This is a genomic window from Spirosoma aerophilum, assembly GCF_054782495.1.
Window position 1 is genome coordinate 70,393 of record NZ_BAAGSJ010000005.1, and the last position, 25,463, is coordinate 95,855.

Annotated in this window: 16 protein-coding genes; 4 read left to right on the forward strand and 12 right to left on the reverse strand. The window is 49.0% G+C overall.

Annotated elements, in window-relative coordinates; translation table 11 throughout:
- Positions 1 to 105: 105 nt before the first annotated feature.
- Positions 106 to 546, forward strand: a complete 441-nt coding sequence (locus tag ACYVK4_RS06710; RefSeq protein WP_461126723.1) for a hypothetical protein — start codon at positions 106 to 108, stop codon at positions 544 to 546.
- A gap of 234 nt (positions 547 to 780) precedes the next feature.
- On the opposite strand, the gene ACYVK4_RS06715 is transcribed toward ACYVK4_RS06710, so the two are convergent.
- Positions 781 to 870: a T9SS type A sorting domain-containing protein gene (locus ACYVK4_RS06715; protein WP_461126898.1), complete on the reverse strand. Its 90-nt coding sequence runs from the start codon at positions 868 to 870 to the stop codon at positions 781 to 783.
- Positions 871 to 947: 77 nt separating this feature from the next.
- Between ACYVK4_RS06715 and ACYVK4_RS06720 the strand changes: the two genes are divergently transcribed.
- Positions 948 to 2,006 (forward strand): hypothetical protein, encoded by a 1,059-nt coding sequence (locus ACYVK4_RS06720; protein ID WP_461126724.1) that lies wholly within the window; start codon positions 948 to 950, stop codon positions 2,004 to 2,006.
- Positions 2,003 to 2,608, forward strand: coding sequence for a hypothetical protein (locus tag ACYVK4_RS06725; protein ID WP_461126725.1), 606 nt, complete (start codon positions 2,003 to 2,005; stop codon positions 2,606 to 2,608). The genes ACYVK4_RS06720 and ACYVK4_RS06725 overlap by 4 nt, the downstream gene beginning before the upstream one ends.
- Positions 2,609 to 2,727: 119 nt before the next feature.
- Here the strand turns inward: ACYVK4_RS06725 and ACYVK4_RS06730 are convergent, their stop codons facing one another.
- From ACYVK4_RS06730 to ACYVK4_RS06760, 7 genes are all read right to left on the reverse strand, one after another.
- Complete coding sequence (locus ACYVK4_RS06730; RefSeq protein ID WP_461126726.1) at positions 2,728 to 5,091, reverse strand: M43 family zinc metalloprotease; 2,364 nt, start codon at positions 5,089 to 5,091, stop codon at positions 2,728 to 2,730.
- Positions 5,092 to 5,095: 4 nt separating this feature from the next.
- Positions 5,096 to 5,590, reverse strand: a complete 495-nt coding sequence (locus ACYVK4_RS06735) for a hypothetical protein (RefSeq protein WP_461126727.1) — start codon at positions 5,588 to 5,590, stop codon at positions 5,096 to 5,098.
- A 39-nt stretch (positions 5,591 to 5,629) separates the two neighbouring features.
- Entirely contained in the window at positions 5,630 to 6,478 is an 849-nt protein-coding gene (locus tag ACYVK4_RS06740) for a hypothetical protein (RefSeq protein WP_461126728.1), read from the reverse strand.
- Between the two features lie 87 nt (positions 6,479 to 6,565).
- Entirely contained in the window at positions 6,566 to 7,939 is a 1,374-nt protein-coding gene (locus ACYVK4_RS06745; protein ID WP_461126729.1) for a RagB/SusD family nutrient uptake outer membrane protein, read from the reverse strand.
- An 11-nt stretch (positions 7,940 to 7,950) separates the two neighbouring features.
- Complete coding sequence (locus ACYVK4_RS06750) at positions 7,951 to 10,983, reverse strand: SusC/RagA family TonB-linked outer membrane protein (protein WP_461126730.1); 3,033 nt, start codon at positions 10,981 to 10,983, stop codon at positions 7,951 to 7,953.
- Positions 10,984 to 11,336: 353 nt separating this feature from the next.
- Positions 11,337 to 13,019: a RagB/SusD family nutrient uptake outer membrane protein gene (locus tag ACYVK4_RS06755; protein ID WP_461126731.1), complete on the reverse strand. Its 1,683-nt coding sequence runs from the start codon at positions 13,017 to 13,019 to the stop codon at positions 11,337 to 11,339.
- Between the two features lie 94 nt (positions 13,020 to 13,113).
- Entirely contained in the window at positions 13,114 to 16,368 is a 3,255-nt protein-coding gene (locus ACYVK4_RS06760; RefSeq protein WP_461126732.1) for a SusC/RagA family TonB-linked outer membrane protein, read from the reverse strand.
- A gap of 1,019 nt (positions 16,369 to 17,387) precedes the next feature.
- Between ACYVK4_RS06760 and ACYVK4_RS06765 the strand changes: the two genes are divergently transcribed.
- On the forward strand, positions 17,388 to 17,918 hold the full coding sequence (locus ACYVK4_RS06765; protein ID WP_461126733.1) for a redoxin domain-containing protein: 531 nt from the start codon (positions 17,388 to 17,390) through the stop codon (positions 17,916 to 17,918).
- 64 nt (positions 17,919 to 17,982) lie between these two features.
- Here the strand turns inward: ACYVK4_RS06765 and ACYVK4_RS06770 are convergent, their stop codons facing one another.
- From ACYVK4_RS06770 to ACYVK4_RS06785, 4 genes are all read right to left on the reverse strand, one after another.
- A complete protein-coding gene (locus ACYVK4_RS06770) occupies positions 17,983 to 19,239 on the reverse strand; it encodes a c-type cytochrome (protein WP_461126734.1) in 1,257 nt (418 codons plus the stop codon).
- Positions 19,240 to 19,310: 71 nt separating this feature from the next.
- Positions 19,311 to 20,003: a hypothetical protein gene (locus tag ACYVK4_RS06775; RefSeq protein ID WP_461126735.1), complete on the reverse strand. Its 693-nt coding sequence runs from the start codon at positions 20,001 to 20,003 to the stop codon at positions 19,311 to 19,313.
- Positions 20,004 to 20,073: 70 nt separating this feature from the next.
- Positions 20,074 to 21,801: a SusD/RagB family nutrient-binding outer membrane lipoprotein gene (locus tag ACYVK4_RS06780; RefSeq protein ID WP_461126736.1), complete on the reverse strand. Its 1,728-nt coding sequence runs from the start codon at positions 21,799 to 21,801 to the stop codon at positions 20,074 to 20,076.
- A gap of 63 nt (positions 21,802 to 21,864) precedes the next feature.
- The gene (locus ACYVK4_RS06785) at positions 21,865 to 25,170 is read right to left on the reverse strand and encodes a SusC/RagA family TonB-linked outer membrane protein (RefSeq protein ID WP_461126737.1); all 3,306 of its coding nucleotides are present in this window, start codon (positions 25,168 to 25,170) and stop codon (positions 21,865 to 21,867) included.
- Positions 25,171 to 25,463 lie beyond the last annotated feature (293 nt).

The window sequence follows — 25,463 nt, forward strand, 5'->3', positions numbered from 1 at the left end:
ACTTGACCCGGCTCCGTTCATTTCTACTGCTTCACTACCCGTTTCCTGAATACATCCTCCCCTATTCGCACTTTCATAAATTAACGCCTAGTTATAACTACTCCTATGCAACATTCAAAAGAATTAGAGAGTATCAAATTCCGCTTTGGGCCAACAAAGATGCTGATGATACTTACTGTTTTATCGTTCGCCTGTATCACGTTCGATGACACAAAACTTGGTTGGCCTATACTAATACTGGCTCTTGCCGCAGTTTTTGTAGGTTCAATTCTTGAGAAGTTGACTTACTTATTCATACTCCTGAGTTGGCTATATCTGGTTGGATTGCTTTTCAATAGACATATTTATAAACGATCAGCAATTGTAATAGCTATTGGCGTTTTATGGACAATAGTTTTACTACAGGGATCTGCATTGTTTAACGGTGTTCAACCGGATACCGTTACCGTTGAACGAAACCACTGGTTTATTGGATCAAGCGTTTTCTTTCTTATTAGTTCTGCTTTTCTCCTGTTTAGATGTTTAGCACATCCAACCTCTGAATAAGTATGAAAAGCATTAGTGAATAAAGCATGGTAAGTACTCAAGTCTAAATAGCTTAGATTATTTTTTGTCATGCTGAGGCACGAAGCATCTTCAGTAGCAACACCAATCCAATTACCAAAGATGCTTCGTGCCTCAGCGTGACAAAAAATCTCAATTGAAAATACGCTAATGTAGATTAGCCGTAGTACTTAAAAATGATTAGAGCCGAATCACTTGACCCGGCTCTAATCATTTTTACTGCTTCACAATCCGTTTCCTGAACACATCCTCTCCTATCCTAACCTCCACAAAATACACACCGGGCGGGGCCGTTTTTATATCCAGCGTCTGCTGGAAAAGGTCGGCGGTTTTTTGATGATTCTGTCGGGATAGCTCAACGCCGTCAGGTTTCGTACGCCTTTTTGGATGCTATTGATTGTGACAAAATCAGTGGCTGGGCTTTTGCAAATTCAGGAGGATATGCCTATCTGGATATTTATGCACCCGATTTATATACCTTGGGGACAGGAAACATGGTCAAAGTTGCCACTGTAAAGGCTAATACCGCATCAAGACCGGATATAAGAGCAGCCTTTGGCAACAACCCCAATATTCCGCTTGATTGTGGCTTTGTATGGGCAATTCCAGATACATACAAGAATGGCCGCCAATTGACCATAAAAGTTGTACCCGTAAATGACGTATCACCCATAGGAAATTCACCGATGACTACATCGGGTAATTGTGATAAGCCAGTTACTCCCGGCGGAACGACAGGGCCCTGGAATCCAAGTTTACCGCCTGAAGTACTGCAAATAAGCAAGTTCTACATTGATATGACAAATTTGGGTATTAACTTCTCTGATGAAGAAAGGGCAGTTATTGCAGAATATAATTTATATGAACGTATCCAAGCGTATGTTAATCAGTATGGTAGTAAGCCGGATGGAAATAATAAATTCATTATGAGCCCTATTGATCAACTTCTGTACCCAAAGTTCACTAATCTTGTTAAGAACAATATTGTAACTAATGTAATGACTAATCCAAAAATTTTAAATGCACTTAAAACTTTTAGTGGGTTCAATGATGAGAAAATTCTAGGACTATTAAAAATGGGGAGCGGGCCTAGGATTATTATTAAACAAATCCCTAGCTCAGGCAAATGGATGGAGGAAGGATATACTTATGGCTACTTTAAGTATAACGAAGACCCAAATGTAGTAAACATTGATTATAAAACTGTGCAAGCCTATGAAGCCGAAAACAGTTGGCCAGAAATGGAGAAAGCATGGTTTACACTTTTAGCCAATCTTCTAATTCATGAAACTGCTCATTACGGTGCTTATCATACACAAACTCTTGATGTGATTGATGGTCCAACAAGTAATGGCCCACACAAGTTTGATATAGCTGCTTTCGGCTACGCTGCATTACCCGGCAATGTAATTGACGAGATTGTTTTAAAAAACGGAAAATGAAATACATAATATACCTCATTATTTGTGCAGAGTTATTTTGGTCTTGTACAAAGCAAAGTCATCACCCTGATATTCTTAAACTTCCGATAGACAGTAGCCTGATTATCATTATGGAAAGTACGGATCTTCTCAATAAAGCATGCCTACCATCTTGCTGGCCACGAAACTTTTCGGATAAGAAACGAATAGAGCCCTACATCGTCTATGTTTGGGATAGCACATATATAGACAAAGTAACACCTAAATTTAAAACAAAAGGCATAAGCAAATCTGACGTTGTTTATATGGCGTTTGATTCTACTTTTCATCCACTTTTAGACTATTTAAGTCATCTAAAAAGAGAAAAAATTTCCATTCAATCAGTGAGACCTGTGTCTAGGACTGATGTTAAACTGGGTTTAGTAGGTGGTTCTATGGGTACTCTTCCAGATAATGTATTAGGTTATTTTCAATTCTCACCAGTCATTATTAATAAATCAAAAAATAAAGGCGTATTTTTTTACACTTTAATAGGGCTATATAACAAATCTTGGGTCGTATCGGTACAAAAAATATCAGGGAAATGGAAGATAATAAATCAATACATTATCGGTACATCCTGATAGAACTACCAGATAATCTTCGATGAGGCTAGGTATCTATTAACTGAGATAGCTCTCGTTTTTTAGTTAGAAGCAGTAGCAGAAAGGGGGTCGGTTTCTAAAACCCGACCCCCTTTCTGCTACTGCTTCACAATCCGCTTTCGGAACACCTGTTCCCCTACCCTGACCTCTACGAAGTACACGCCGGGCGGGGCCGTTTTTATATCGAGCGTTTGCTGGAAGAGGTCGGCTGTTTTCTGATGATTCTGCCGGGATAGCTCAACACCGGTCAGGTTTCGAACGCCCAGCGTTAAGGTGCCCCGTTGTGGACCGCTGAAGAGTACCATCATTTGCCCGTCGCTGGGGTTTGGCGTTACTTGCAGCGCCTGTTCGGCCAGGGGTGTATTCGCCGTAACGGTACCCGCCCGGACATTGATCGTTACCACGGCCGTGGTGCTGCACAAATCCAGACCCGAACCCGTAACGGTGTACGAGGTTGTTTGCGTAGGCTGCGCCACTACCTGCGGCCCCAGTGTGGTGTTCAGCCCCGTGCCAACCCAGTTGTAAATACCGGCACCGCGGGCATTCAGCGTAACGGTTTCGCCGGGGTTGATGAACAGCGACGAGGCCGCTACCTGTACCGATGGTTTCTGGCCTACGTTGGCCACAATGTTATGCGCTACGTTCAGACCCAGGCTGTCGGCATATCGTAGCCAGTTGCCCTGCTGGTTCTGCCGCCAGGACGTTGCATCCAGCGACTCACCATTTTTCGTCGTAATCACGGCCACGGTATCACCGGTAGCGTACGGGAACGTGACGCCCACATGGAAGGCCAGCCCGCTTACGGGTACGTTTCTATCGAAGGTAACGGTGGTTGGGCGGTTGTTGGCGACATCGTCCAGAATAACCCGCAGGGGGACATCCTTCTCACCCAGCACGGCACCGGGCCCACCCTGAAAACCGCGCCCGTTCCAGACCGTTACCGTCACGACGGATTCGGTGGAGGCTCCCCGGGCGGCTTTGGCTACACCAAACTTAAGCGACGCCCCGGCCAGATTCGTATAGCCCAGCTTATTGGCGAAGAACTCCGAAACGGCTTTGCTTTTGCGGCTGTTCTGCCCGGCTACGTAGCCCGTTCCACCCACTTCGCGCAGCACCGTTGGCGTTCCGTTGAAGTTGGTAACCGTGTTGCAAAGTCCCTGATTGAGCACTTCGATGTATTCGGTACGTGTAACCGGTTCCGACTGACCCACGGCATTGGACGTCACCAGCGTTACTTTAAACTTACCCGGCTGGGTATAGGTTACGACAGGATTCTGCTCCGTTGATGTGGATGGCGTACCTCCTTCGAATGTCCACGACCAGCTCGTAGGGAATCCATCCGACAGGTCGTTGAACTTGATCTGACCACCTAACAACACCTGCTGATTTTCGGCCCGGAAGTTCGAGACGGGACGAATGGCCACCAACGTACCGCATACGTTCGACGACAGGAGACTCACCCGTCGGGGACTGAGTGCCATAACCGCCCGTATTCGATCTTTCTGATTCAGGGTAAAAATATTCATGCAGGCATCATTGGAGTAATCCATGTAGTTCTGCACCATATTGGTCGACCCGCAACTCACCCGGCCCACCGGGCAGCCACTACTCTCCGACGCCTGCGGGGGTGTATCGGCGCAGAAGTCGTCACCGCAGTTCGCATCGCCCCAGATGTGACGAAGACCGAGCCAGTGACCCGTTTCGTGCGATAGTGTACGCCCAAGGTTATATGTGGGCCGCATCGTTGGAAAGCTTCCTTTCTCGACATTGCCAAAGGACCGATAGTCGATCACAACACCATCCGTACTGGCCGGGCCGTCGGAGGGAATACCGGGCAGATTGGACCGGCTCGGGAACTGTGCGTAGCCCAACAGTTGCCCTCCTATTGTTGGATCATTGATCTCAACAACCCAGATGTTGTAATACTTATCGGGGTTCCAGTAGGTACTGGGTTTCAGAATACCTTCAATATCATTGCGGTTCCAGTTGGCCCGGTTGCCGTTGTAGCGGTCGATTCCCGGCTCGGCCATCGACTTTCCCTGTGGGTCGACAATGGCGGGGCAGAATTCAATTTCAATATCGGCACCTATTGGATTTTCATTGAACCCGCGGGTACCGGCTTTCCGCCGAAAGTCTTCATTGAGGGTGGTCAACTGAGCCTGTACCTGCGCCCGGCTAAGGTTACGTCCTGCCCCGGCCGACTCACCGTTATGAACAATGTGAACCACCACCGGAATGGTAATGACCGTCGCCAACCCCACCCGGCCGCTAGCCATCTGTTTTTTCAGTTCAATCATCTTTTGCTGCAACGCCCGCTCAAAGTCGTTGAGGGTGCCCAGTTCGGGATGGCGGGCGCGGAGCAGACTATCCATCTGCATCGTAGCACATTGCTGGGAAGTCTGTGCCCGTACTCCCGATGTCAACACGACAAATAGTAATAAGCTGAGTAGTAGTCGGAACATACGCCTATTTAGTAGCAACCGAGTTAAACGTAAATTGATAGCTGGCGTTAATATCCGGGAAGTAATACTGAACTGTCATTGTATTGGCAGTCAGGTTCTTGATCGTCCATGGATATTTACCATTAAGTAGAGGAATGTAAAACTCCAGTGTGGCATTGGCGTTAACCAGCGACCAGGTATCTGTTACATAAATATCCGGGTCTGATGAATTACACTTGGTGGGCCCTTCACTGGCTTCGAACTTGTGTTCGGCGTTGGCGTAAAAGGTCAGCAGATCGTCATAAATACACGGATTGATACCGGATTGCGTCACCGGTATCACGCCCGATGGCGTGCCATCATCAATAACCTGAAGTGAGACCATCTTCCAGGTTTTTTTGTCGGTACCCGTCAGCAGTTGCGAATAGGTGGCGGGTTTGGGTTCCAGCTTCTCAGCGCAGCCCCCAAAGAGCCACCCGATCATAACCGGAATGAGTACTAAACGTATAAAATGTCGCATGGTCGAAATTTGTCAATAACTGAATAACCAGTAATCAAACTACTGTGGCGTATAGGTTTGGGCGTAGGATAAGGTGGTATCTCTGCCATTACTCATTCTAAGCCTGAACTGAAGCGTCAGGGATATTTTACGGTCGCGCGGGTTCCAGGCCCCCCGGCCCGAAATCTGGTCGGTCGAACTGAGTTCAGGGTTACTCTGCGCCGGTATGGTGATGGAGTTATCACCATTGTCGATAAACGTAAGGGTTGGTTTCGTCGCGTTGAAATCAAGAAGACCAATATTCCAGTTTTTCAGAACGTACTGTTTACAATCGGTGCTGGTAATCTCCACATCCGACACGGAATACGTTTGTGTCCCCACCCGGCCCGTACCGGAATACGATCCCCCAAACAGGCAGTCGTCCTGAATGGTAAATTTCAACTGCTTCCCTAATGCACCTTCTTTGCCAAACCCGACCTGTAAGGTACTGGGCTGAACGCTCGTCAGGGTAAAAATGAGTGACTGCGATTCGAGAATATTGTTGGCATTGTTGATGAGCTGGAGCTGTATACTCCCTGAGCTGGCCTTGGCCGGAATAATGACCGTTCCTTTGGTTCCGGCAATGGTATAATCCTTGCCTTCGCGAGCCGTACCGCTGATGTTGTAGGTAATCGTGATCGGCTGGTCCAGTATAGGGCCTGCGTTGTGTACGCTAAGGGATATCGGCTTGCTGTAGCTCTCCTTGTACGTCAGGGTAGTATCTGAGAAGCGTACAAAATAAGGTCCGGCAAACGTACGATCCAGATCCTGCGGTTCGCAGGCACTTATACCCCAGCTAAACAGGGCAACAGCCAACAGACCAAGCAACCAGCGGCCCCTGGTCATTGAATATTTTTTTGTGTTTTCCATAGTCCAGAACAAGACATTTTTATCGCTTCCTCACACGTGCTTACTAGCTGTCGACGTGTTGGTATGCACGAATAACTGAATAACTAATCAATAGCCCGGATTTTGCGTCAGGGCTGTGTTTTGCTGAATTTCCCGCTGCGGTATCGGCCAGAGTTCAAAGCGGCTGTTCCAGCTCGGCAGGAAGGCCGACATCACGGCCTGCGCCCGTCCCGTCCGAACCAGATCATACCAGCGCTGGCCTTCAAACGCGAACTCATAGACACGTTCCCGCTCAATGGCCAGCAGCACATCGGCCTGGGCGGTTGCGGTAATGGCCGGTGCTTTCGCCCGGGTACGAATCACATTTACGTCGGCAATGGCACCCGATGCCCCCGTCAGCTTTCCCTGTTGCGCCCTGGCTTCAGCGCGAAGCAGGTACATTTCGGCCAGCCGAATTAGTACAATGTTATTGTTGTCTTCCGATGCGGTACCATATTTCCGTACCGTCCAGCCATTATCATTTCCCCGCTGCTGCTGAGCATTGAAGGTAATGGTGGCACTGCGCGTACCGGATTCGACCGAAAGCAGCGAGCTGACGAGCTGGTTGGAGGGGATAACTTCCCGTCGACCGACCAGCAGGTTGTTCAAACTGTATGCCCCGGTTCCTGGGTCGTCGGATAAGTTATAGCCAACCTCAATAATGGCCTCGCTGGTAAAATCTTTCGTGACAATGTCCGAGTAGTTGGGCTGCAGCGCGTACACACCCGAACCAATCACAACAGTGGCCAGTTGCTCGGCCTGTGCCCAGTTCTTCTGATACAGGTAAAAGCGGGCCAGCGCGGCCTGACAATTTATTTTATTGATGTAAGCCGCATTGGTCGTTGCATTGGTCGAAGCGGAGGTTACGTTAGGCAGATCCGTCAGCGCAGCCTGATAATCGGCCAGCACCGAGGCCAGGATATCCGCTTTTGAGGAGCGGGCAATCGTTGTATTGGCTACCTGATTCGTGGTCGTCACTTTGGGAATGTCGCCAAAGGTATACGCACCGATAAAGTTGGCCCAGCCCCGCAAAAAACGAGCTTCGGCCGTCACCTGCTTTCGGGTAGCTTCGCTTACATTCGGGATGGTGGGTAACCGTTCCAGAATAAAATTAGCTACGTAGATGGTATTGTATATACTGGCCCAAAGCGCATCGACAGCACCGTTCGTTGCCGTAATCCGTTTGGTTCCGAACTCAATATTATCCGTAAACGTACCATTGGCCTGAATGTAATCGGCGGTAAAGTCTCCGGCAATGATGTTGGGAGAAGCCATTCCCCGAAACGCACTGTAAAGACCAACTCGAACGGGCTGCACGTCGTTGGGTTCATTCAGCACCAGTTCGTCAACGAGCAGGGTAACCGGTTTGGGCTCCAGCACTTCCTGACAGGCTCCCAGGCTGACCAGTGTAATCAATAAGCTATATCGTAGAAAGCGAATCATCGTAAAGCGAATTAAAAGCTAAGGGTTGCCCCTACCAATACCGTTTTGATCTGAGGGAAGGTGAAAAAGTCAATGCCCTGCGCTGTGGTAGACCCATCGAGCGTACTTACTTCCGGATCGGCTCCCGAATAACGCGTCCAGGTCAGGATGTTGGTTGCCGAAACGTAGAAACGGGCATTGCTAACCTTGTACTTATTGACCCACTTTTTGGGCAGGTTATACCCAAGCGATACGTTTTTCAGGCGCAGGTAAGACCCATCTTCCACAAATCGGCTGCTGGTGTAATTATTATAGGTATTTTGGTATTCGTAACGCGGTACACTCGTAATATCCCCCTCTTTACGCCAGCGTTTGAGGGCCTGCCGCGTCTGGTTATTCTGGATGTCGGCGCCGGAGTTGAGCAGCGTTTGATTCGAGAAGTTCAGAATGCTGTTGCCATACGAAAACTGGAGCAAGGCACTCAAGTCGATTCCCTTCCACGATACCTTGTTGGTCAATCCACCATATAGTTTGGGCTGAGCGTTGCCAATAACCTGTCCGTCGGCGGGTGTAATACGACCATCGCCGTTTTTATCGTCGTAGATCGCGTCGCCGGTAGCCGGGTCAACGCCCAGAAATTTTAACCCCCAGAATGTACCCAGCGGCTGGCCGGGCAAAACAACGTTCGTACTGGATACCCCATTGCCCTGATAGCCCCGGAACACCGGCTCGGTACTGGCCAGCTCCACAACTTTGTTTTGGTTATGGGAGAGGTTCAGATCGGTATTCCAGCGAACAGCGCGGTCGACGTTCACCGTCGAGATAGTCAGTTCAATCCCTTTGTTGGATACCTTACCAATGTTCCCCTGAACGGTGCTGAAGCCCGTTGTTTGGGGGATTGGCTGCGCAAACAGCAGCTTATCCGTCAGGTTGTCATAGGCATCAACAATAAAATTGAGCCGCCCGTTGAAGAACGACGCATCCAAACCGATGTTCGCTTCCCGGGTGCGTTCCCATTGCAGGTTCGCATTGGCCAGACTGGCTGGTCCTACGCCCGTTGCCCCGCTGTAGGTAACCGATGCCCAGGTGCCCAGAAACAGGAAATCACCGATACGCTCATTCCCTGTAAAGCCATAACTACCCCGTAACTTCAGGTCGCTCAGGAAACGAAAACGCTCCATGAATTTTTCGCTCGAAATACGCCAGGCAACCGATGCGGATGGAAACACCCCAAACCGCCGGCTTTGTCCAAACCGTGACGAACCGTCGTAGCGGGCCGTAATGGTGGCCAGGTATTTTTCGTCATAACTATAACGGGCTTCGCCAAAGGTGGACAACAGCCCGTTGTTCGTCACCGACGAACCGCCCTGGTCGACAACACCGGCCGAGTTTATATACGTAAAGTCATCGCTGGGAAATACCCGTCCCTGAACATTTCCGTCCCGGGCAGTAGCCTGCAGGATCTCCACCCCGGCCAGGGCGTTGAACTGGTGTTTCTCGGCAATCTGAAAATTATACGTGAGCGTATTCGTATTGACAAAGGTCGATGAAGACTGGTTGATGTACACCCCGTACCCCTGACCACCTACACTGGACAAAAACCCGCCAATGGCTGTCGTTGACGGTTCGAACTGATCTTCGGTTACGTTGTTGTAGTCGATGCTTACTTTCGACCGGAAGCGCAGGTTCTGGAGGATTTCGTATTCGGCATACAAACCGGCCAGCAGTTTAACCGTGTAGGCGTTAAATCGCGGCAACAGAGCCTGGGCTACCGGGTTAAAGTTCGGGAATCCGGGATATTCAGCGTCGGCAGGACCATAAAGCCGCCCCTGCTCATTGTAAGGCGAATAATACGGCAAACTTTTCATGGCGCCGGAGTACACGCCATCCAGAAAATTGTCGCCCTTTACCCGTTTGTTGAGCGCTCTGGACAACGTCAGGTTGGTGCCGAATGAAAGTTTATCCGTCGCTTTGTGATCCAGTTTTAACTGGCCCGTGTAGCGCGTAAACTGGTTGTTCAACTGCACCCCCTGCTCGTCGCGGTAGCTGCCGCTGAGGTAGAACTGAGTGCGGTCGTTGCCGCCCTGGGTCGACAGTTGGTACTGCTGGTAAATTCCTTTTCGCAGCACAGAATTTATCCAGTCCGTATTTTGTCCGTCGGTAACGCCTTTGATCAAACCCAGTTTATCGGGATCCAGATTGGCATTGGTAACGGCTTCCCGTTGTAATTCCAGCAATTCCGTTGCATTCAGCAAATCAGGTCGCTTCACCACATCGGTCATACCCCGCTGCACATCCAGCGTAAAGCTTGTCTTCTGGGCTTTTCCGCGTTTGGTCGTAATCAGCACCACGCCGTTGGCGGCCCGTGAGCCATAGATTGCTTTTGCCGAAGCATCTTTCAATATCTGAAACGATTCAATATCGTTAGGGTTAAAGAGCGACAGTGCGTTATCGGACTGCCCGCCAAACTCCCGGCCCGACAGGCCACCATCGGCCACGGGAACACCGTCGACGATAAACAGCGGACGGTTACTGGCCGAAATGGAGGTATTACCCCGCACCCGCACGGTGAGTCCGCCACCCGGCGTACCCGACGATTGCGTCACCTGCACACCGGCGGCCTGCCCCTGCAGGGCCTGATCGAAACTGGCAACGGGAATATCTTTGAATTTTTCGGGCGAGACGGATGCGATGGAGCCGGTGATGTCTTTACGTTGGGTTGTATTGTAGCCCGTCACGACCACCTGACTCAGTTCATTAACGGCTTCTTTCATGGGCACGTTAATAACGGTACGGCTGCCCACCGTTATTTCCTGCGGCACCAGTCCGATCGAGGTAAACACAAGCACGGCCGAACTGCCCGGAACCATGATCGTATAATTACCATTCGCATCGGTGCTAACCCCATTGGTCGTCCCCCGAACCGCAATATTCACTCCCGGTACCGGCAGCCCATCCTGTTGTGATGTTACCCTACCCGTTATACGCTGACTCTGGGCAAGCAAATAGCCGGGCAACATGATCAGCAAGGCTGACCAAATGACACTACTGTAAAATTTCCTCATGTATACGTTATACTCCAAGTAAAATCATTTAACGTTCAGGCACGCTCACGAAACAAAACAATATAGGGGAAAAGTGGCAAGCTACTATTTTTCCAAACGAAAAATTTACGTTCGTCGTATAATTCCATTAGGTATTTGAGGCTTCAACGCCAGTATATTCTGTGGTTGATTTTGCCTTTGTAAACGCCCGGAAACTCACTTTGTAAGTTCTCTCCCTGTGTATTTATACTCTTTATATACGCGAATAATTGGTTGTTCGATGCAGTTGTTTGACACGGTTACACAAAAAGAGGCCCTCTAACTAGTTAGAGGGCCTCCGCCACTGGTATTTGTTTTTTGCTTAGGGAATCAACTTAAAAATTAGGGTTTTTGATGGCTGCGCCGGTTGTTGGATTCAACACGGTTTCATCGGCAGGGACGTCCCAGTAATCCATGAAGTTGTAATCAATCGTCACATTCTTGTTGATCGTAGCACCGGCGTTGGTGATCACTGTGTTGCCGTAGCTGCCACCACCACTAGCGATCGGATACGTCCAGCCCCAACGACGAAGGTCATAGAACGCCAGTCCACGGTTGAACAGGGCTACCCTTCTTTCCTTCGTCAGCTCGGTGAGCGCTCCTGCCAGCGATAAGCCTGTGCCTTTCGTAGCAGCCACACCGGCTCCCTGATAGGCACGAACTTCATCGACAAACCCAAGACCCGTTTCGATGTTACCCAGACGCATATTGGCTTCGGCCAGCATCAGGGTATTTTCTTCGTAGCTGCCTGCCATGAACACTTCGTGTGCGCCAACATCTTTGGAACCATACACGTATACACCAGCGATGCCATTACCATTTGGCACCATGCTATAACGGGTTGTGAACGTATAGTTGTTTTTGTAGGTGGTTTTGGTATTGAAGTTGTTCGCTACCCGTTGATCACCGGCATTAAACGACTGCATAAACCGCTCACTGATCTTGAAGGTCGAGCTGGTGTTGATGTTCGATGTCAACGCAGCGACCGTGCCGCCTGTTGGTGAAAAAGGCGAGTTAGAAGCCGTGCTCCGAACCGTAAAGACGATGTCACCCTTTTTGATCCCGTTTGTAGACAGTGTCAGTACCTGGTTCCAGTCGGCAGCAGTCATTGCGGTGGTCGACGCTTTAGAAATCGTTGCCGCAGGATTCCCCTTTACAAACGGAGCCAGTTTATTAACCAGAATGTTGCGGGCCAGCATCGTATTGATGCTGCGTTTCCACATATCGACTGTTGGTACACCCCCATTGCCCACCTGGGTAAACGACGGAATCAACTGGCCCAGAACCTCCTTATAATCATTGGCGCTGGTAATTGACGTCAGCGTTGTAGCCGCCTGGTTAAAAAAGGTATTCGACTGATTGATAATGGCATCGTGCAGCACATATGTACCATCCGTTGCACCGGTTTTATCAGCAATAAGACCGGCGTAATACATCGAACCAATAGAGGCATACGCATATCCTTTCCACCAGTAAGCCCACGCTTTAACGGTGTTGGCTTTGCTGGCCTTGTCACCCGAGAAGGGAATAGTACCTACCAGGTCCAGAATCTGATTACAGACGTTATTCAGCGCATACATATTCAACCACTGATAATAAAGCGGATTATTACCCGCCCCTGTAGCGGCCCGGCTGTTATACGCCCGGATGATGCTCACCTGGGGAGCGGGGTTAGTTACCTTCGTACCATCGTCCAGGACGATGTAATCGGGTACACCAATGGTCGTAATCTGGTTGTTGGAGGCATCAGCTCCCACGTTATCGGCCATCAGTTCGCTATACCCCCAGGGGAGCGAAAAGTAGCTGTTTCCCAGCCAGCCGTCGCCGTTCAGAAAACCATTAACATATACGCCACCCTGCGCATAAGCGATCATACCGGCTTCGGTATTCACATTGGCCGCAACGGTTGGTGCGTTGGGGTTACCTACGTCCAGTTGTTCCTTACAGGACACCCCGGCCAGCATCAGGGTCGAGAATAGTACCGTGGAGAAAATTTTATTTTTAGAAAGAAGTCTCATCTTAAAAGAAATTAAGTTGTCAGTAATCAATCGTAAAGCAGTACCTGGTTGACGGTCAGAGAGCGCCATTTACTACGCTTTATAACTTAAGTGATTAGAATCCGATGTTCAGACCCACCTGATACGATTTCGTATTCGGCAGTGTGCTGTGATCGACACCCCGGTCGAACGAGGAGTTCGATGATCCTGAACTGATTTCCGGATCGTAGCCCGTATACTTGGTGAACGTCATCAGGTTACGTCCGGTGAACACCAACTGACACTTGTTCAGAGCGGGCAGCTTAACCAGTTTAGCCACGTCGAAGGCCAGCGAAATGTTGCGCAGACGTACAAACGAAGCATCTTCTACGAAGAAATCTTTCGTGGCGTTGTTACCGGCACCGCGTGTGCTTCCCCACAGGTTGTAATAAGCCCCCGACCAGTAGGCAGGGAAAGCCCCTGTCTTGTCGCCAATGGTGACAGGCTTACTAAAGTCTCCGCTGATCCCATCTCGGTACATCCACTCTTTGGTTTGGTTGTACAGGTGGCTGCCATAGACCCAGTCAAACTGGAAGTTCAGCGTCAGGAAGTTTTTGAAGCTAATGCCATTGATGAAGGATGCGTTGAACTTCGGGTTCGGGTTCATCAGTGGGTAAGTCTCGTTGGTAAATTGAGGCTGGTAGGTGGTTTTGCTCACGACCCGGCCATCAACGAGGGTATAGTTACCCTTGTCGGCTTCCGAGATATATTTTACACCTGCCTGATTCACAAAATCCAGACTGGTAAGTGCTTTATAACCGTACACCTGACCGATTGGCTGACCCGGCGTCAGTACCAGCGCTGTACTACCAGCGGCTGATGTCAGAATGATGTCAGCACCGCCCGAGATGGCGTCGATCTTGGAGACCTGGTGTCCAAAGTTGGTCGTGAAATCCCACTTCAGGTTCTTGGAGCTATAAACCGGCAAGGTCAGCGAGAACTGAACCCCGTTCGACGACATGTTGATGGCGTTGGTCAACTGCCCCGTGGAGCCTAAGGATGGCGGCACACTTACGGTGTAGATCACGTTTTCGCTGGACCGCTTCCAGTAGGAGAACGAACCCGAGATGGAGTTCAGCCAGGTACGGCCCGCGTTTCCACCAATCATAAAGTCAGTACCAATTTCCAATTCTTTCGATACCTCAACCTTCAAATTCGGATTTTGCGTCGTTGTCGGAATGGTATAGACCAGCCCTGACCCCAGGTTACGCTGGCTCAGTACCGGATAGCGATCAAAGGCACCCGGCTGAATACCGGCCTCTCCATAAGCCGCCCGCAATTTGAAATACGGTAACGCGTTCGACAGGGCGCTGTTTTTAAAGAACGACAGCGGAGCAATATGTCCATCGAAGTGCGGGAAGGTAAAGGGCGTTGAGCCACCACCAAACGCCGACGACCAGTCGCTCCGGAAACCGGCTGTAATACCGCCATAATCACCGAAATCTACTTTCTGATTGACCAGATAACCATACGTGATAAAGGGCGTTGTGACATCATTAGCGACCGCCTGCGACGACGTAGAAGCAATGTTGTAGGGGGGGGCCGTACTCAAACCAACCCCATAGGTATCATATTGACTTGACTTGTTCTTACGATAATCGAACGAGATCTGCGTGCTGGTCTGGATAGGCAGTTTAATATGGAAGTCATCCTGAAAATCGGTACGGATATAGGCGGTACCCAGGAAGTTCTGAAAGGTGTTATTGTACTGGAAGTTGTCAATTTCACCTTTATCATCCGGAGCATAGTTGCTTGCCCAGGACTCGTAATATTGCGTGCTGATATTCTGCGACTGGTTAAAGTAGGTCCAGCGAGCGGTTTCATTGCGGTAGTTGATACCATATTTGGCATCCAGTTCCAGAAACTTGTTGACTTTATAGTTCGCGTTGAAGTTCTGCAGAACGTCCACTTTGTTGTTGACCGCATCCGTATATTCGGCCTGGTAGTAAGGATTACCGGCGTTTACACTGAGGAAGTCAGCCGTTGGGTAGACCGGGTAGGTGCCATCAGCCAGCTTGCGGGTCAGGTCGAAAAACGGTGAAGTGTTTAAGAAACCATATACCTGACCTACATTGCCGCTTCCGCCATTAAAGGGTGAGTAAATGGCGCCAAGACCAGGCTTGAGGGTATTTTTGGTATACACCAGTTGGGTGGTCGAACGCAGCGTGAACCCTTTGAACAACTCAGTGCCTATATTGGCCGACAGGTTGCTACGGTTGATATAGCCATTGTCTTTAGTCAGAATAGGCGAGGTTGTGTGATTGTGAGCGGCTGCGATGTTGAAGTCGCTCTTTTCTGAGGCCCCTGAAATGTTGATAGTATTGTTTGTCGTAATACCCGTCTGAAACACCTGCTTGAAGTGATCGTAATATTTCAGATTGGCATTATAAGGCTTATCGGCTACGTTCCGAATATCCTGAATAGCATAACGGGTGGCACCACCGTACTGATAGGAAATACCCGTGATAGCGCCGTATTCGGTGTAATCCAGAATGTTGCCCTTGGCGTCAACGATATTATTATTGGCATCGGTCAAATAAGGGTGTAAATCTGCCTTGTGTACGTTACCCGTGTTCAGAAATTCATTGGCCGAGTAGCTTGAGGAAAAGTTAATGGCCGTCCGACCTTTTTTACCTTTTTTGGTAAAGATCTGAATAACGCCGTTGGCACCCTGAGCCCCATAAATAGACGCCGAAGCAGCCCCCTGGGCCACCTCAATACGATCAACGTTACTTAGATCAAGGGAGTTAATGTCGGTAGCAGCAACCTGCACACCGTCCACCATGATCAATGGTTTGGTACCACCCTGCACGCTGTTGATACCACGCAGCAGAATATTGACCGGATCGCCGGGGTTACCGCTGGTAGAGGAAATTTGAGCGCCGGGAATTTTTCCGACGAGTGCCTGATCAATGGAGGCCGTAGGCGTCTGAGGAAGATCTTTGGCCGAAACACTTTCAACCGCGATACCCAGCTTGGCTTTGCTGGTAGCCACCCCGCTACCAGTAACAACCACTTCGGTCAGCAGCCGGGAATCAGATACCAGACTTACGTTAACTTCCGATTCGTTACCAAGCTTGATTTCCTGCGTTGCCGTTCCGACAAAGCTAAACACTAGTGTAGCCCCTTTGGCAGGTGCCGTCAAGTCGTAAATACCATTTGCATCGGTACTAGTCCCTTTAGATGTACCTTTTACAATGACAGAAACACCTGGGAGGGATGAGCCATCTTCAGCCGATGTAACCTTACCAATTATCCTTCTTTCCTGGGCCCATGCACTGGACCAAATTGAGCTCACCAAAAGGAAAGTCAATAATAGAATTCTACTCATGTTTGTCGTTAGTTTAGATTAAGTACTTTTCCCTGTCTACAAAACTAATATTAATAAAAGGCAACACAAAGTTTTTAATGTCAGCATTATATCAAACCTTTATTTGCATAAATCGTTACAAAACAAAATATAATTCTGTTTCGTTGAAAACTTATAAATAGATAAAGATTATTGTAACTCAGATTTTCGACAATCGCAGAAGAAAATATGCTTAAGTAATTTTTGCAGAAGTTGAAAAAAAGTAGAATAATTCAATTTATTTACCTTTACATTTAATTTTTAACATATCTACCATACGAAAGAAAAATTAGTTAAAAAAAATATTTTATTTAAATATTAATATTTTAATGGGCTTTTAATAATAGATATTATAATATGTTTATTACATTCAACACATTAATGTACAATTGACTCATTAAAATTAGATTAAAGACAACCATATATAATTTGCTTTTGCGACGTAACGAATGTCTTTCTATTATAAATGACACGCTTATGACTAGCAAAAAGTGCATAATTTATCTATTTTAACGTGTTTAGTAACTGATTTTAATAACTAAGGTCAGTTGATTTTATCATACTTTTCCCATTTTTTCACTCTGAAAGGATAGTTATCTACATTTAGAATTTATTCTTGTTTAGCAACATTAGAAAAGTCCATAAACAAACAAAATTTATACGTAGCTGACAGGCGCTTATTTGTTTACTTCACGCCCTACTTTTTAAGATATTTGCTGATTAATTACATAATTTTTAGCGTATGATCAGCTGGCTTTTACCTGATAAGGCAAAGTGATTTCGCTAAAGAAAATGTACGTACTCATATATACGTTTTACACCTACCGTGCCACAGTCAGAAGCTTAGCCAGGGCCATTATCGGACATTAGTCACCTGATGCTGTTAAAGTTCTATGTCTAATCACATACATTAGCAGGTGTAGATTAAGCAACTACACCTGCACAGAGCTAGCTTTAGAGCAAGCGGGTTAACCAAGCCAATTCCACTGAACGAGCCGTATATGAATAAGATGTCCATCAATCAGCATAACCCACTCAGGAACCTGTTCGCTTTAGCTTGCCTGCTGCTTTTGTTTGTTCAGTCAAAGCCCGCTACGCCCCGGCTGACTGTTTATGCGTTTCTCAGTACGGAATGCCCCATCAGCCAGCAGTACAGCCAGACTTTGGAAGACTTACATCAGCGTTTCAGGGTATCAGGTGTGCAGTTTGTGGCCGTCTTTCCACTTTCGACCGATTCGCGGGCACGTATCAGGCAGTTCCGCTCAGCTTACAGGATCACCTTTGCTGGCCGTCCGGATAAGGACGCCAGACTGGCGCGGCAGTTGCGGGTGCGCACCACACCCGAAGTAGTGGTTATGCAGGAAAATGGGGCAATACGTTATCAGGGTGCCATTGACGACTGGTATGTATCTCTGGGCAAACGTCGGCCGCAGGTAACAAATGCTTACTTACGACATGCACTCGATGCGTTGATAGCTAATCAGGCAGTTACGCCGGCCTGGACTGAAGCTATTGGTTGTTTATTGAACTGAACGTTGATCGGTTCATCATTCAGATTGCCCCGTAGGGATTACTAGTCTTATGAAATAAATCTGCTCACTTATTTATGTAATAGAAAACCAGATTCATCATCTCATCCGTCGAGTTCCAGCCGTAGCCTACGGTTCGGGCGGGGCGATTGGGGTTGAGTGGATTCTGATCGGTATTATCATAATTCGCTTCGGCAATGATCGTCGACCCTTTTGGCACAACGAGCGGCTCTCTAAAGAAATAGGATAACTGCCAGTTATAATCCCAGGCATCGATTTTTATCAGATTAATCACGTTGCCATCGGGCGTAATGGCAAACGCCCGCACCGATTTACCCAGCCGGTGCATGTGCGGCAACACAGATAACAACCGAACCGTATCGGTTAGGGGACCGTAATTCATATAGAACGTAGGCTTGGTGTTGGCAGGCAATTGGAACGGTTGATTAGTCACATTATTCTCCGTGAGCGTAAGCGTTTTTACAATCCGCTCCACTGGTTTTCGGGCAAAATACAGCCGTACCTCCGACTGGTCCTGATCGACTTTCGCTGATGGCGAATAATGGATATTAAGGATCAGGTCACTCCCTGCCCGAATACGCTTGGCGGCTCCTTCAGGAAATGTTACCCGGTCATTCCCCGGTACCCACCCGTATAAAAACTCATCAGCCAGGGGTGTTTTCTGAAAGTTGCGCAAGCGAGGGTCTTCTTCCGTAATGCCGTCAATACCGGCCATTGTTGCGGTTGAATCAATCATGAGTCGGCTGTGATGAAGCAGTTTCCGGTTGCCTGGCACAAACTCAATGGCATCAACCCAGACGTCATTCGTTAGCCCCATAGGCACATGAAAATACCGAAAGTCCTCCCGGGCATCGCCCCTGATACCATACGGCTTCATCCGAAGAACAAGATCCGGCGTTCGGGCGGGGGGTAACGTACCGGCCAGGCTTCCCGCTATCTCCTGCCCTTTGCTACTTCCCCTCTGCTCTTTGCCGCGCACCATTCCCCCTTTTACCCAGGACTGAATCGTATTGATTTCGGTTTCCGAAAGGCCCCGTTCGTTGGCATAGTGCTGAAACTGGCGGTCGGCCGGAAAAGGCGGCATATAGCGAATCTGGGTAACTTTCGCAACGAACTTACCCCGTTTGGCAACGTCTTCGTAGGTGAGCAGGCTAAACGGTCCCAAGCCGCCAGGATGGTGGCAGGGTGCACAGTGCTGAGCCAGAATAGGCTGTATATCAACCGTATAGGTGGGGGTCTGAGCCAGCAGCACAGGAGCGGTCAGCAACAAAAACAGTAAGATCTCGAATGGCCCCTTCTTCATGGTAGTCGAATATACAAAAATAGCAGCAACGGGTTACCCCGCTGCTGCTAGTCAATGAATCGTTAAGGCTACTACCGAACTATGAAGTTCAGGCGGCAGTTGGAGTTGGCCTGCGATACCGGCGTTGGATCAAGGCAGATACTGTCTTCGTTCCACACTTTAAATACCAGACCATCCGTAGTGGTCAGCTCCCAGGTAATTACAAAGGCGTCGGCACTGGCAACCGTTTTACCACCTACAACCTGAGGTCCCTGTAAGCGCGCGCCAGCAGGGCGGGGACGGGCGGGGTTTTCAAATACCTTTACTGCGTTCACCTTGTCGTATTTGACGGTAGCATCTTTATAGAGTGCATAGATATCGGCGGGAGAAATGCTGAATGCATTCCACTGGCGGTTCGCCGTCGGTGCGTCAATCGTTTTCACGACTCGACCTCCGCTACCCAACGATACCGTTTTGGGGTTTCCATCGGGGTCAGTATACGACTCGATCATGTCCACCTTAATCACTATCTTACTGACGGTGAGCTTATTATCAAGCGATACCCACCGAATTTTGAAGTCAATTTTTGACGCATCCTGCCCTGTAAGCGGGAAGGTTCTGGCATTGGCCGCAAAATTGGCTTTGGCAGTTTCGGATACTCCATCAAAAACACCCAGGGCGTGTACGCCTGGCTCCCAGGGTTTGTTAGGATTGAGTGACTCATCCTGGCAACCGACCAGCAGCATAACTGCGGCTGTTAATGCATATAAAAAGAGTTGTTTCATTGCTGTCGTTATCTGGTTGAGCCCCCGGCTACGTGCTTACGCATGTGCGTAGCCGGGGGCTATGATTTTCTTAGTATTCCCACTTAACTTTTACCTTGTCCCAGAAGATTGGATCCCGGTCGAAAATCACATCGGAAACGTATTTAGCGGCATTCGGATTCAGGGCACCTTCCGACTGCGGATAGGGCAAGCGCAAGGCATACTGACGGGGCGGCTTTGAAATAGGAGCCTGAATACCTACCGAGAACTGCTTGAACTGGCTTTGGATAGGATAGCCGGTCCGGCGCTGCAGGTTCCACATATCCATGCCCTGTCCCCAGGAGCAGAACCAGATTTGTTTGGCTACTACGTTCAGTTTAGACTGGGTAGACGTTGCCGCATCATATAAATCCAGCCATGCTTTCACATACGCATCGACTTCGGCTTGCGCGGGGGCTTTAGCCCGGGTAGGATCTGATTTAAGACCCTGAGCTACTACCACGGCAATCTGTTCCCGCATAGCAGCTTCAAAAAGAGCCCTGGGGTCACCCGTTACACCGGTTCCGTCTAGAATGGCTTCCACCTGGTAGTACTTCGTGTTCCAGCTATGGATCAGCGGCCACATACCATCACCACCAAAGTTGAGTGCCGCCTGACCCGTCAGAGCGACAGCCGCCACAGTCCGGTCAGAATAAACGCCACCCGCCGGATAGGTACCGGGAGCCGTGCGCAATGGACCATCGGCAGCGGCACCCGATACGTCGGCCCGATCCCGGCCGAAGTAACCGGCAATGAAAGCCAGGTCAGCGGCAGGAATAGCACCCGTGATACCAAATGCGCTCTTGTAGTCATCAAGGAATGACGCCCGCAGCGGCAGGTATGAGCCACCAAACGGTGTAGTACCCCGGTCGGTTGGGTTGTTCTGGTCCAGAATCCGTGACGTTTGCCGGTAGAAGTAGAAAGGCAGACGTGGATCTTTGTTCAGAATCATTTCGCCCATCAACTGGTGGTTGATGTAAGTCGGGTCCGAGGTTCCGGTATAGGTAATGAACCAGGGGTGGGTATTCCGCTCGGGTGAAATCTGCTTTGAATACAGGTAAGACCAGTTTTGCGCCGGGGTTGAAATGAACCCGCCCGCGTCGAAAGCGGCTTTCAGTTCGGCATTGCCGTTGGTGCGGCCTTTGCGAGAGTTCAGCAACAGGCGCAGCTTTACCGTTCTGGCGATCCGCGTCCAGGTAGTGGCGTTACCCCCACCCATGTAATCATTGATAACCGCAACCGGTTGGGGTTTAGCCAGCTCCACAATGGCCTGATCGCACAGTTTAATCAGATCCTCGTAAATGGCAGCGTCCTTATCGAATACAGGTGACGTGTTCTGTTTGGCTGCGTTACCTTTCCAGGCTTCTGTGTACGGCATATCGCCGAACATATCCACGTAGTTACCCATGGCATAGGCCTTCAGCACCAGGGCAATACCCCGATAGCGGGGGTTCTTACCATCTTCCGTAGCCTTCAGCATTTCCTCCATGCTCTGCAGGTTTCGGTAAGCATCATTCCAGGTTCCCTGAAAGCTGGTGTTGCTCAGGTTATAGGCATCGTTGGAATTCCAGAGTCCCGCAAAACCCATAGCACTGCTATTGACACTCGTGAACGCATCACGGGCTGCGTTTTCCGCTACGGGTAGCAGTAGACCCAGCGAACCGGATGCTGGTTTATTAGGATCGGTATTGATATCCAGGTCGGTGTAGCTACACGAACTGGCTATGCTGATGAATCCAGCCAGTGCCAGTGTCCTGATACTATTTTTAGTATTGATCATTGTAACTGCTTAGTTTGATTTTTTACTGAGGGAGATTTATCCAATAAATTTCCCTGACCGTAGTTAGAATGAAGCATTGAGGTTAATACCGAAACGACGGGTCGATGGCGAAGCGCCCAGGTCGAAGCCCTGGATGTTCGAATCGGCGAAGTTAGACAGCACTTCGGGGTCGAAGTTCAGTCCTTTCAGCATGTTCGGCGCATAGAACCACAGGTTACGACCCGATACCGACATACGCAGGCTGCCAAATACTTTCGCATAGCGCTTCAGAAAGGCTTTCGGTACGCTATAGCCCAGCGATACTTCCCGCAGGCGCACAACCGTAGCGTCGTAGATGTTTACTTCGTCAGCACCGTAAGCCCCGTATCCATCCGTAAAGTGGTACTGGAAAGCCGACATAGCGATGGTATTTTTAATGGGCTGGCCATTGTCACCAACCAGTGGCTTGTAGGTAGCCGGATCACCCAACACCCCCGGAATTACCCGCATACCTTCGCGATCTTCGGAGTTTTTGAGCTGGCCACGCAACAGCAGCGAAGCCGCTGTGCTGGAAAACAGGCTACCACCAGCTTTGTAGTCCATCAATACGCTCAGCGAGAAATTTTTAAAGTTTACCGTGTTGGTCCAGCCCACCTGGTATTTCGTATTCGGATCGCCAATAATATCTGACTTGGGAGCCCGGATGGGAAGACCCGTGCTTGGGTTGATCAATAGGTTACCGGCATCGTCACGAGCGTTCTTCGAACCAATGATCTGTCCGTAAGGCAGGCCATTCCGGAAAATGGTTCCCAGCGACGTAAGACCGGTACCACCAATGAAGATTTCACCACCGGGACCGGCATCTTCCACTTTCGACTTGATGGTTGTGAACGCAAAGTAAGACGTCCAGGTCAGACCATTGGCCATGCGCAGCGGAACAAGCGTCAGACCCACTTCCCAACCTTTGTTGGAAATTTTACCGGCGTTGGTTATTTCGGTAGCAAAACCCGATGTGCGGGGTAACTCCCGGGTAACGATCAAGTCAGTCGATACACGATCAAAATAAGCCGCGTCAATACCAATCCGGTTGTTAAAGAACTGGAGCTCAGTACCTAACTCTACCTCAGTTGTAAACTCAGGCTTCAAATTAACGTTGTTCAACTGGCTTGGCAGGTTGGCCGTTGAAATGGCGGTGCCATTGTAGAACGTACGACCGAGGTTATACGCCGTAAACACCTGGTAGGGCGAAGCATCTTTACCTACTTTGGCGTAGTTAGCCCGTAATTTACCCAGATTGATGATGTTCTTGGGCAGGTTCAGCACATCGGAGAATACGAACGAACCGGATACGGCCGGATAGTAGTAGCTGTTATTGGCGGCAGGCAGTGTCGAAGACTGGTCATTCCGAACCGAAGCCGTCAGGAACAGGAAGTTGCCATACCCTACCGTCAACTCACTGAAAATTCCGTATAACCGACGCTGGCTCCGGTAATCGGCCGCGTTCTGGTTCAGCGTACCGCCAATGGTCAGGATGTTTGGATCGATAACAGGCGCTCCACTAACCGAAGACTCCGTGTAGGTCCGCTGGTTTGGGTTGAAACCAACCAGCAGCTTGGCATTAATCTTTTCCGAAAAATCGTGCTGTGCCGTCGCCAGAAAGGTGAAATCAATTTCTGTATTCGTCAGATCAGTCCGCGATACTGAACCGAGCGGAGAAAACGAACCACCGGGACGGAGCACGTTTCTACGCGTTTCGGAATAGGTATTGATACCACCACGAGCGGTAAAGTTCAGCCAGGGTGTTATATCGTAGGTCAGCGTCATGTTCCCGTAAACCCGGTTTACGCTGGAGTTATAGAGATTATACTTAGCGGTCCAGAGCGGATTGTCCAGCGCCCGGTAGAATACGTTCGAGCCATCAACCGGGTTTTCGAACGGATAGCCATTCAGGTCAAAGTTACGGGGCAGATAAAACAAACGGCTATAGATGGAACCGGCAGAAGCCAGCCCGCCGTAGTCAGCATAGTAACCAGCTCCCGACTGTGGGCTTTGCTGATTCGTGTTCGTATAGGCAACACTACCGGCTACGCTCACACCGTTGCTAAGTTGAGCATTACCGCCAAAGCTCAGGGTAGTACGATCGGTGAAGGAATTGGGGATAATCCCCTCATTTTTGGTCTTCGACACCGATGCGTTCAGCGACGTCTTATCGCCGGTAGAGGTGATCTGGATACCATTTTCCATCACTTTACCGGTCTTGAAAAAGCCACCAATGATATCATAAGGCTTAAGGGGTACGGCAATACCCCGGCCATTTGACTGCAGCAATTCAGGGAAAGCCGTCTGGTAACGGGCAGCGCCGTAAGGGACCGTTGCATCGACCAGTGGATGAGGAATGGTACCCGCCGGATAATCGGGGTCAACTACTTTAGAATACCGCTCAAAACCTAAACTTGCGTTAATGCGGTCAACTTCTGAAGGGAAAACGGTTCCCCAGTTTCCAATAAATCCACCGTTGTAAGTCTGGTTAGAGCCCTGCGTATAGGTGTCCTGGTATTCTGGAATTGTGGATACGTTCTCGACCGAGTACGACGAGTTGAAATTAATTTCAAGACCTTTCCGGGCCGATTTGCTACCCGATTTGGTCGTGATCACGATTACACCATTGGCAGCCCGTGAACCGTACAGAGCCGATGCAGCCGCACCTTTCAATACAGTCATCGCTTCGATGTTGTTCGGATCGATGTCGTAGGCGCGGTTTGTCGTTACTGTATTTGTATTATACCCCTGGCTACCGTTTTGGGGTGTATTTACCGAGTTGTCAAAAGGAATACCGTCGACAACGAACAGCGGCTGGTTATTGCCTGTGAAAGAGTTGTTACCCCGGATGGTGATCCGGGTACCCGCGCCGGGTGCTCCGTTACCGGCCGTAATGTTTACACCCGGTACTTTACCTGACAGCGCCCGTAGTGGATCTGGCTCGGAGCGTTGCTGAAGTATATCTCCTTTTACATTGGAGACGGCATAAGCGAGCGCTTTTTTATCCCGCTGCTGTCCCAAAGCTGTTACAACAACTTCGCCCAATTGCTTGGCATCATTGGCCAGAGCAACATTGATGACCGACTTATTGCCAATTTCAAGCTCCTGCGAGGCAGAACCTACGAAGCTAAAAATCAACCGACTGCCTTTTTCGGTAACACTGATGGAATAGCTACCATTCGCATCTGTATTTGTTCCTCGTGTTGTGCCCTTAATAACGACAGATACTCCAGGCATGGGCGAACCATCTTCAGAGGCTGTTACCTTACCTGTAATTGTTCGCTCCTGAGCCAGGGCCGGGAGCCAAAATGAGCATACAAGCAGTAAGCTCATCAGTAAAATTTTCCTCATAAATGCTGCTATTTAGTAAGTTAAGAAATGAGTACTTTCAACAAAAGTATACTAAGCAATCTATCTATCAAAATTTTACATAAATGCATTACAGTATTAATTTCATCACATCAACAGGAGCTTATTCAAAATATTATTTTGATAAAGAACCCACAAAGCCCCAGAAATCAGGATTAAAATTTGGTTAATTACGCGTATTTATACTTAAATAAACTGAATACAACTCGGCTGGAGCCATGATTTGATTGAGTTATAAAAACCGTATTTGGATTACTTATTTTATACTTATCACT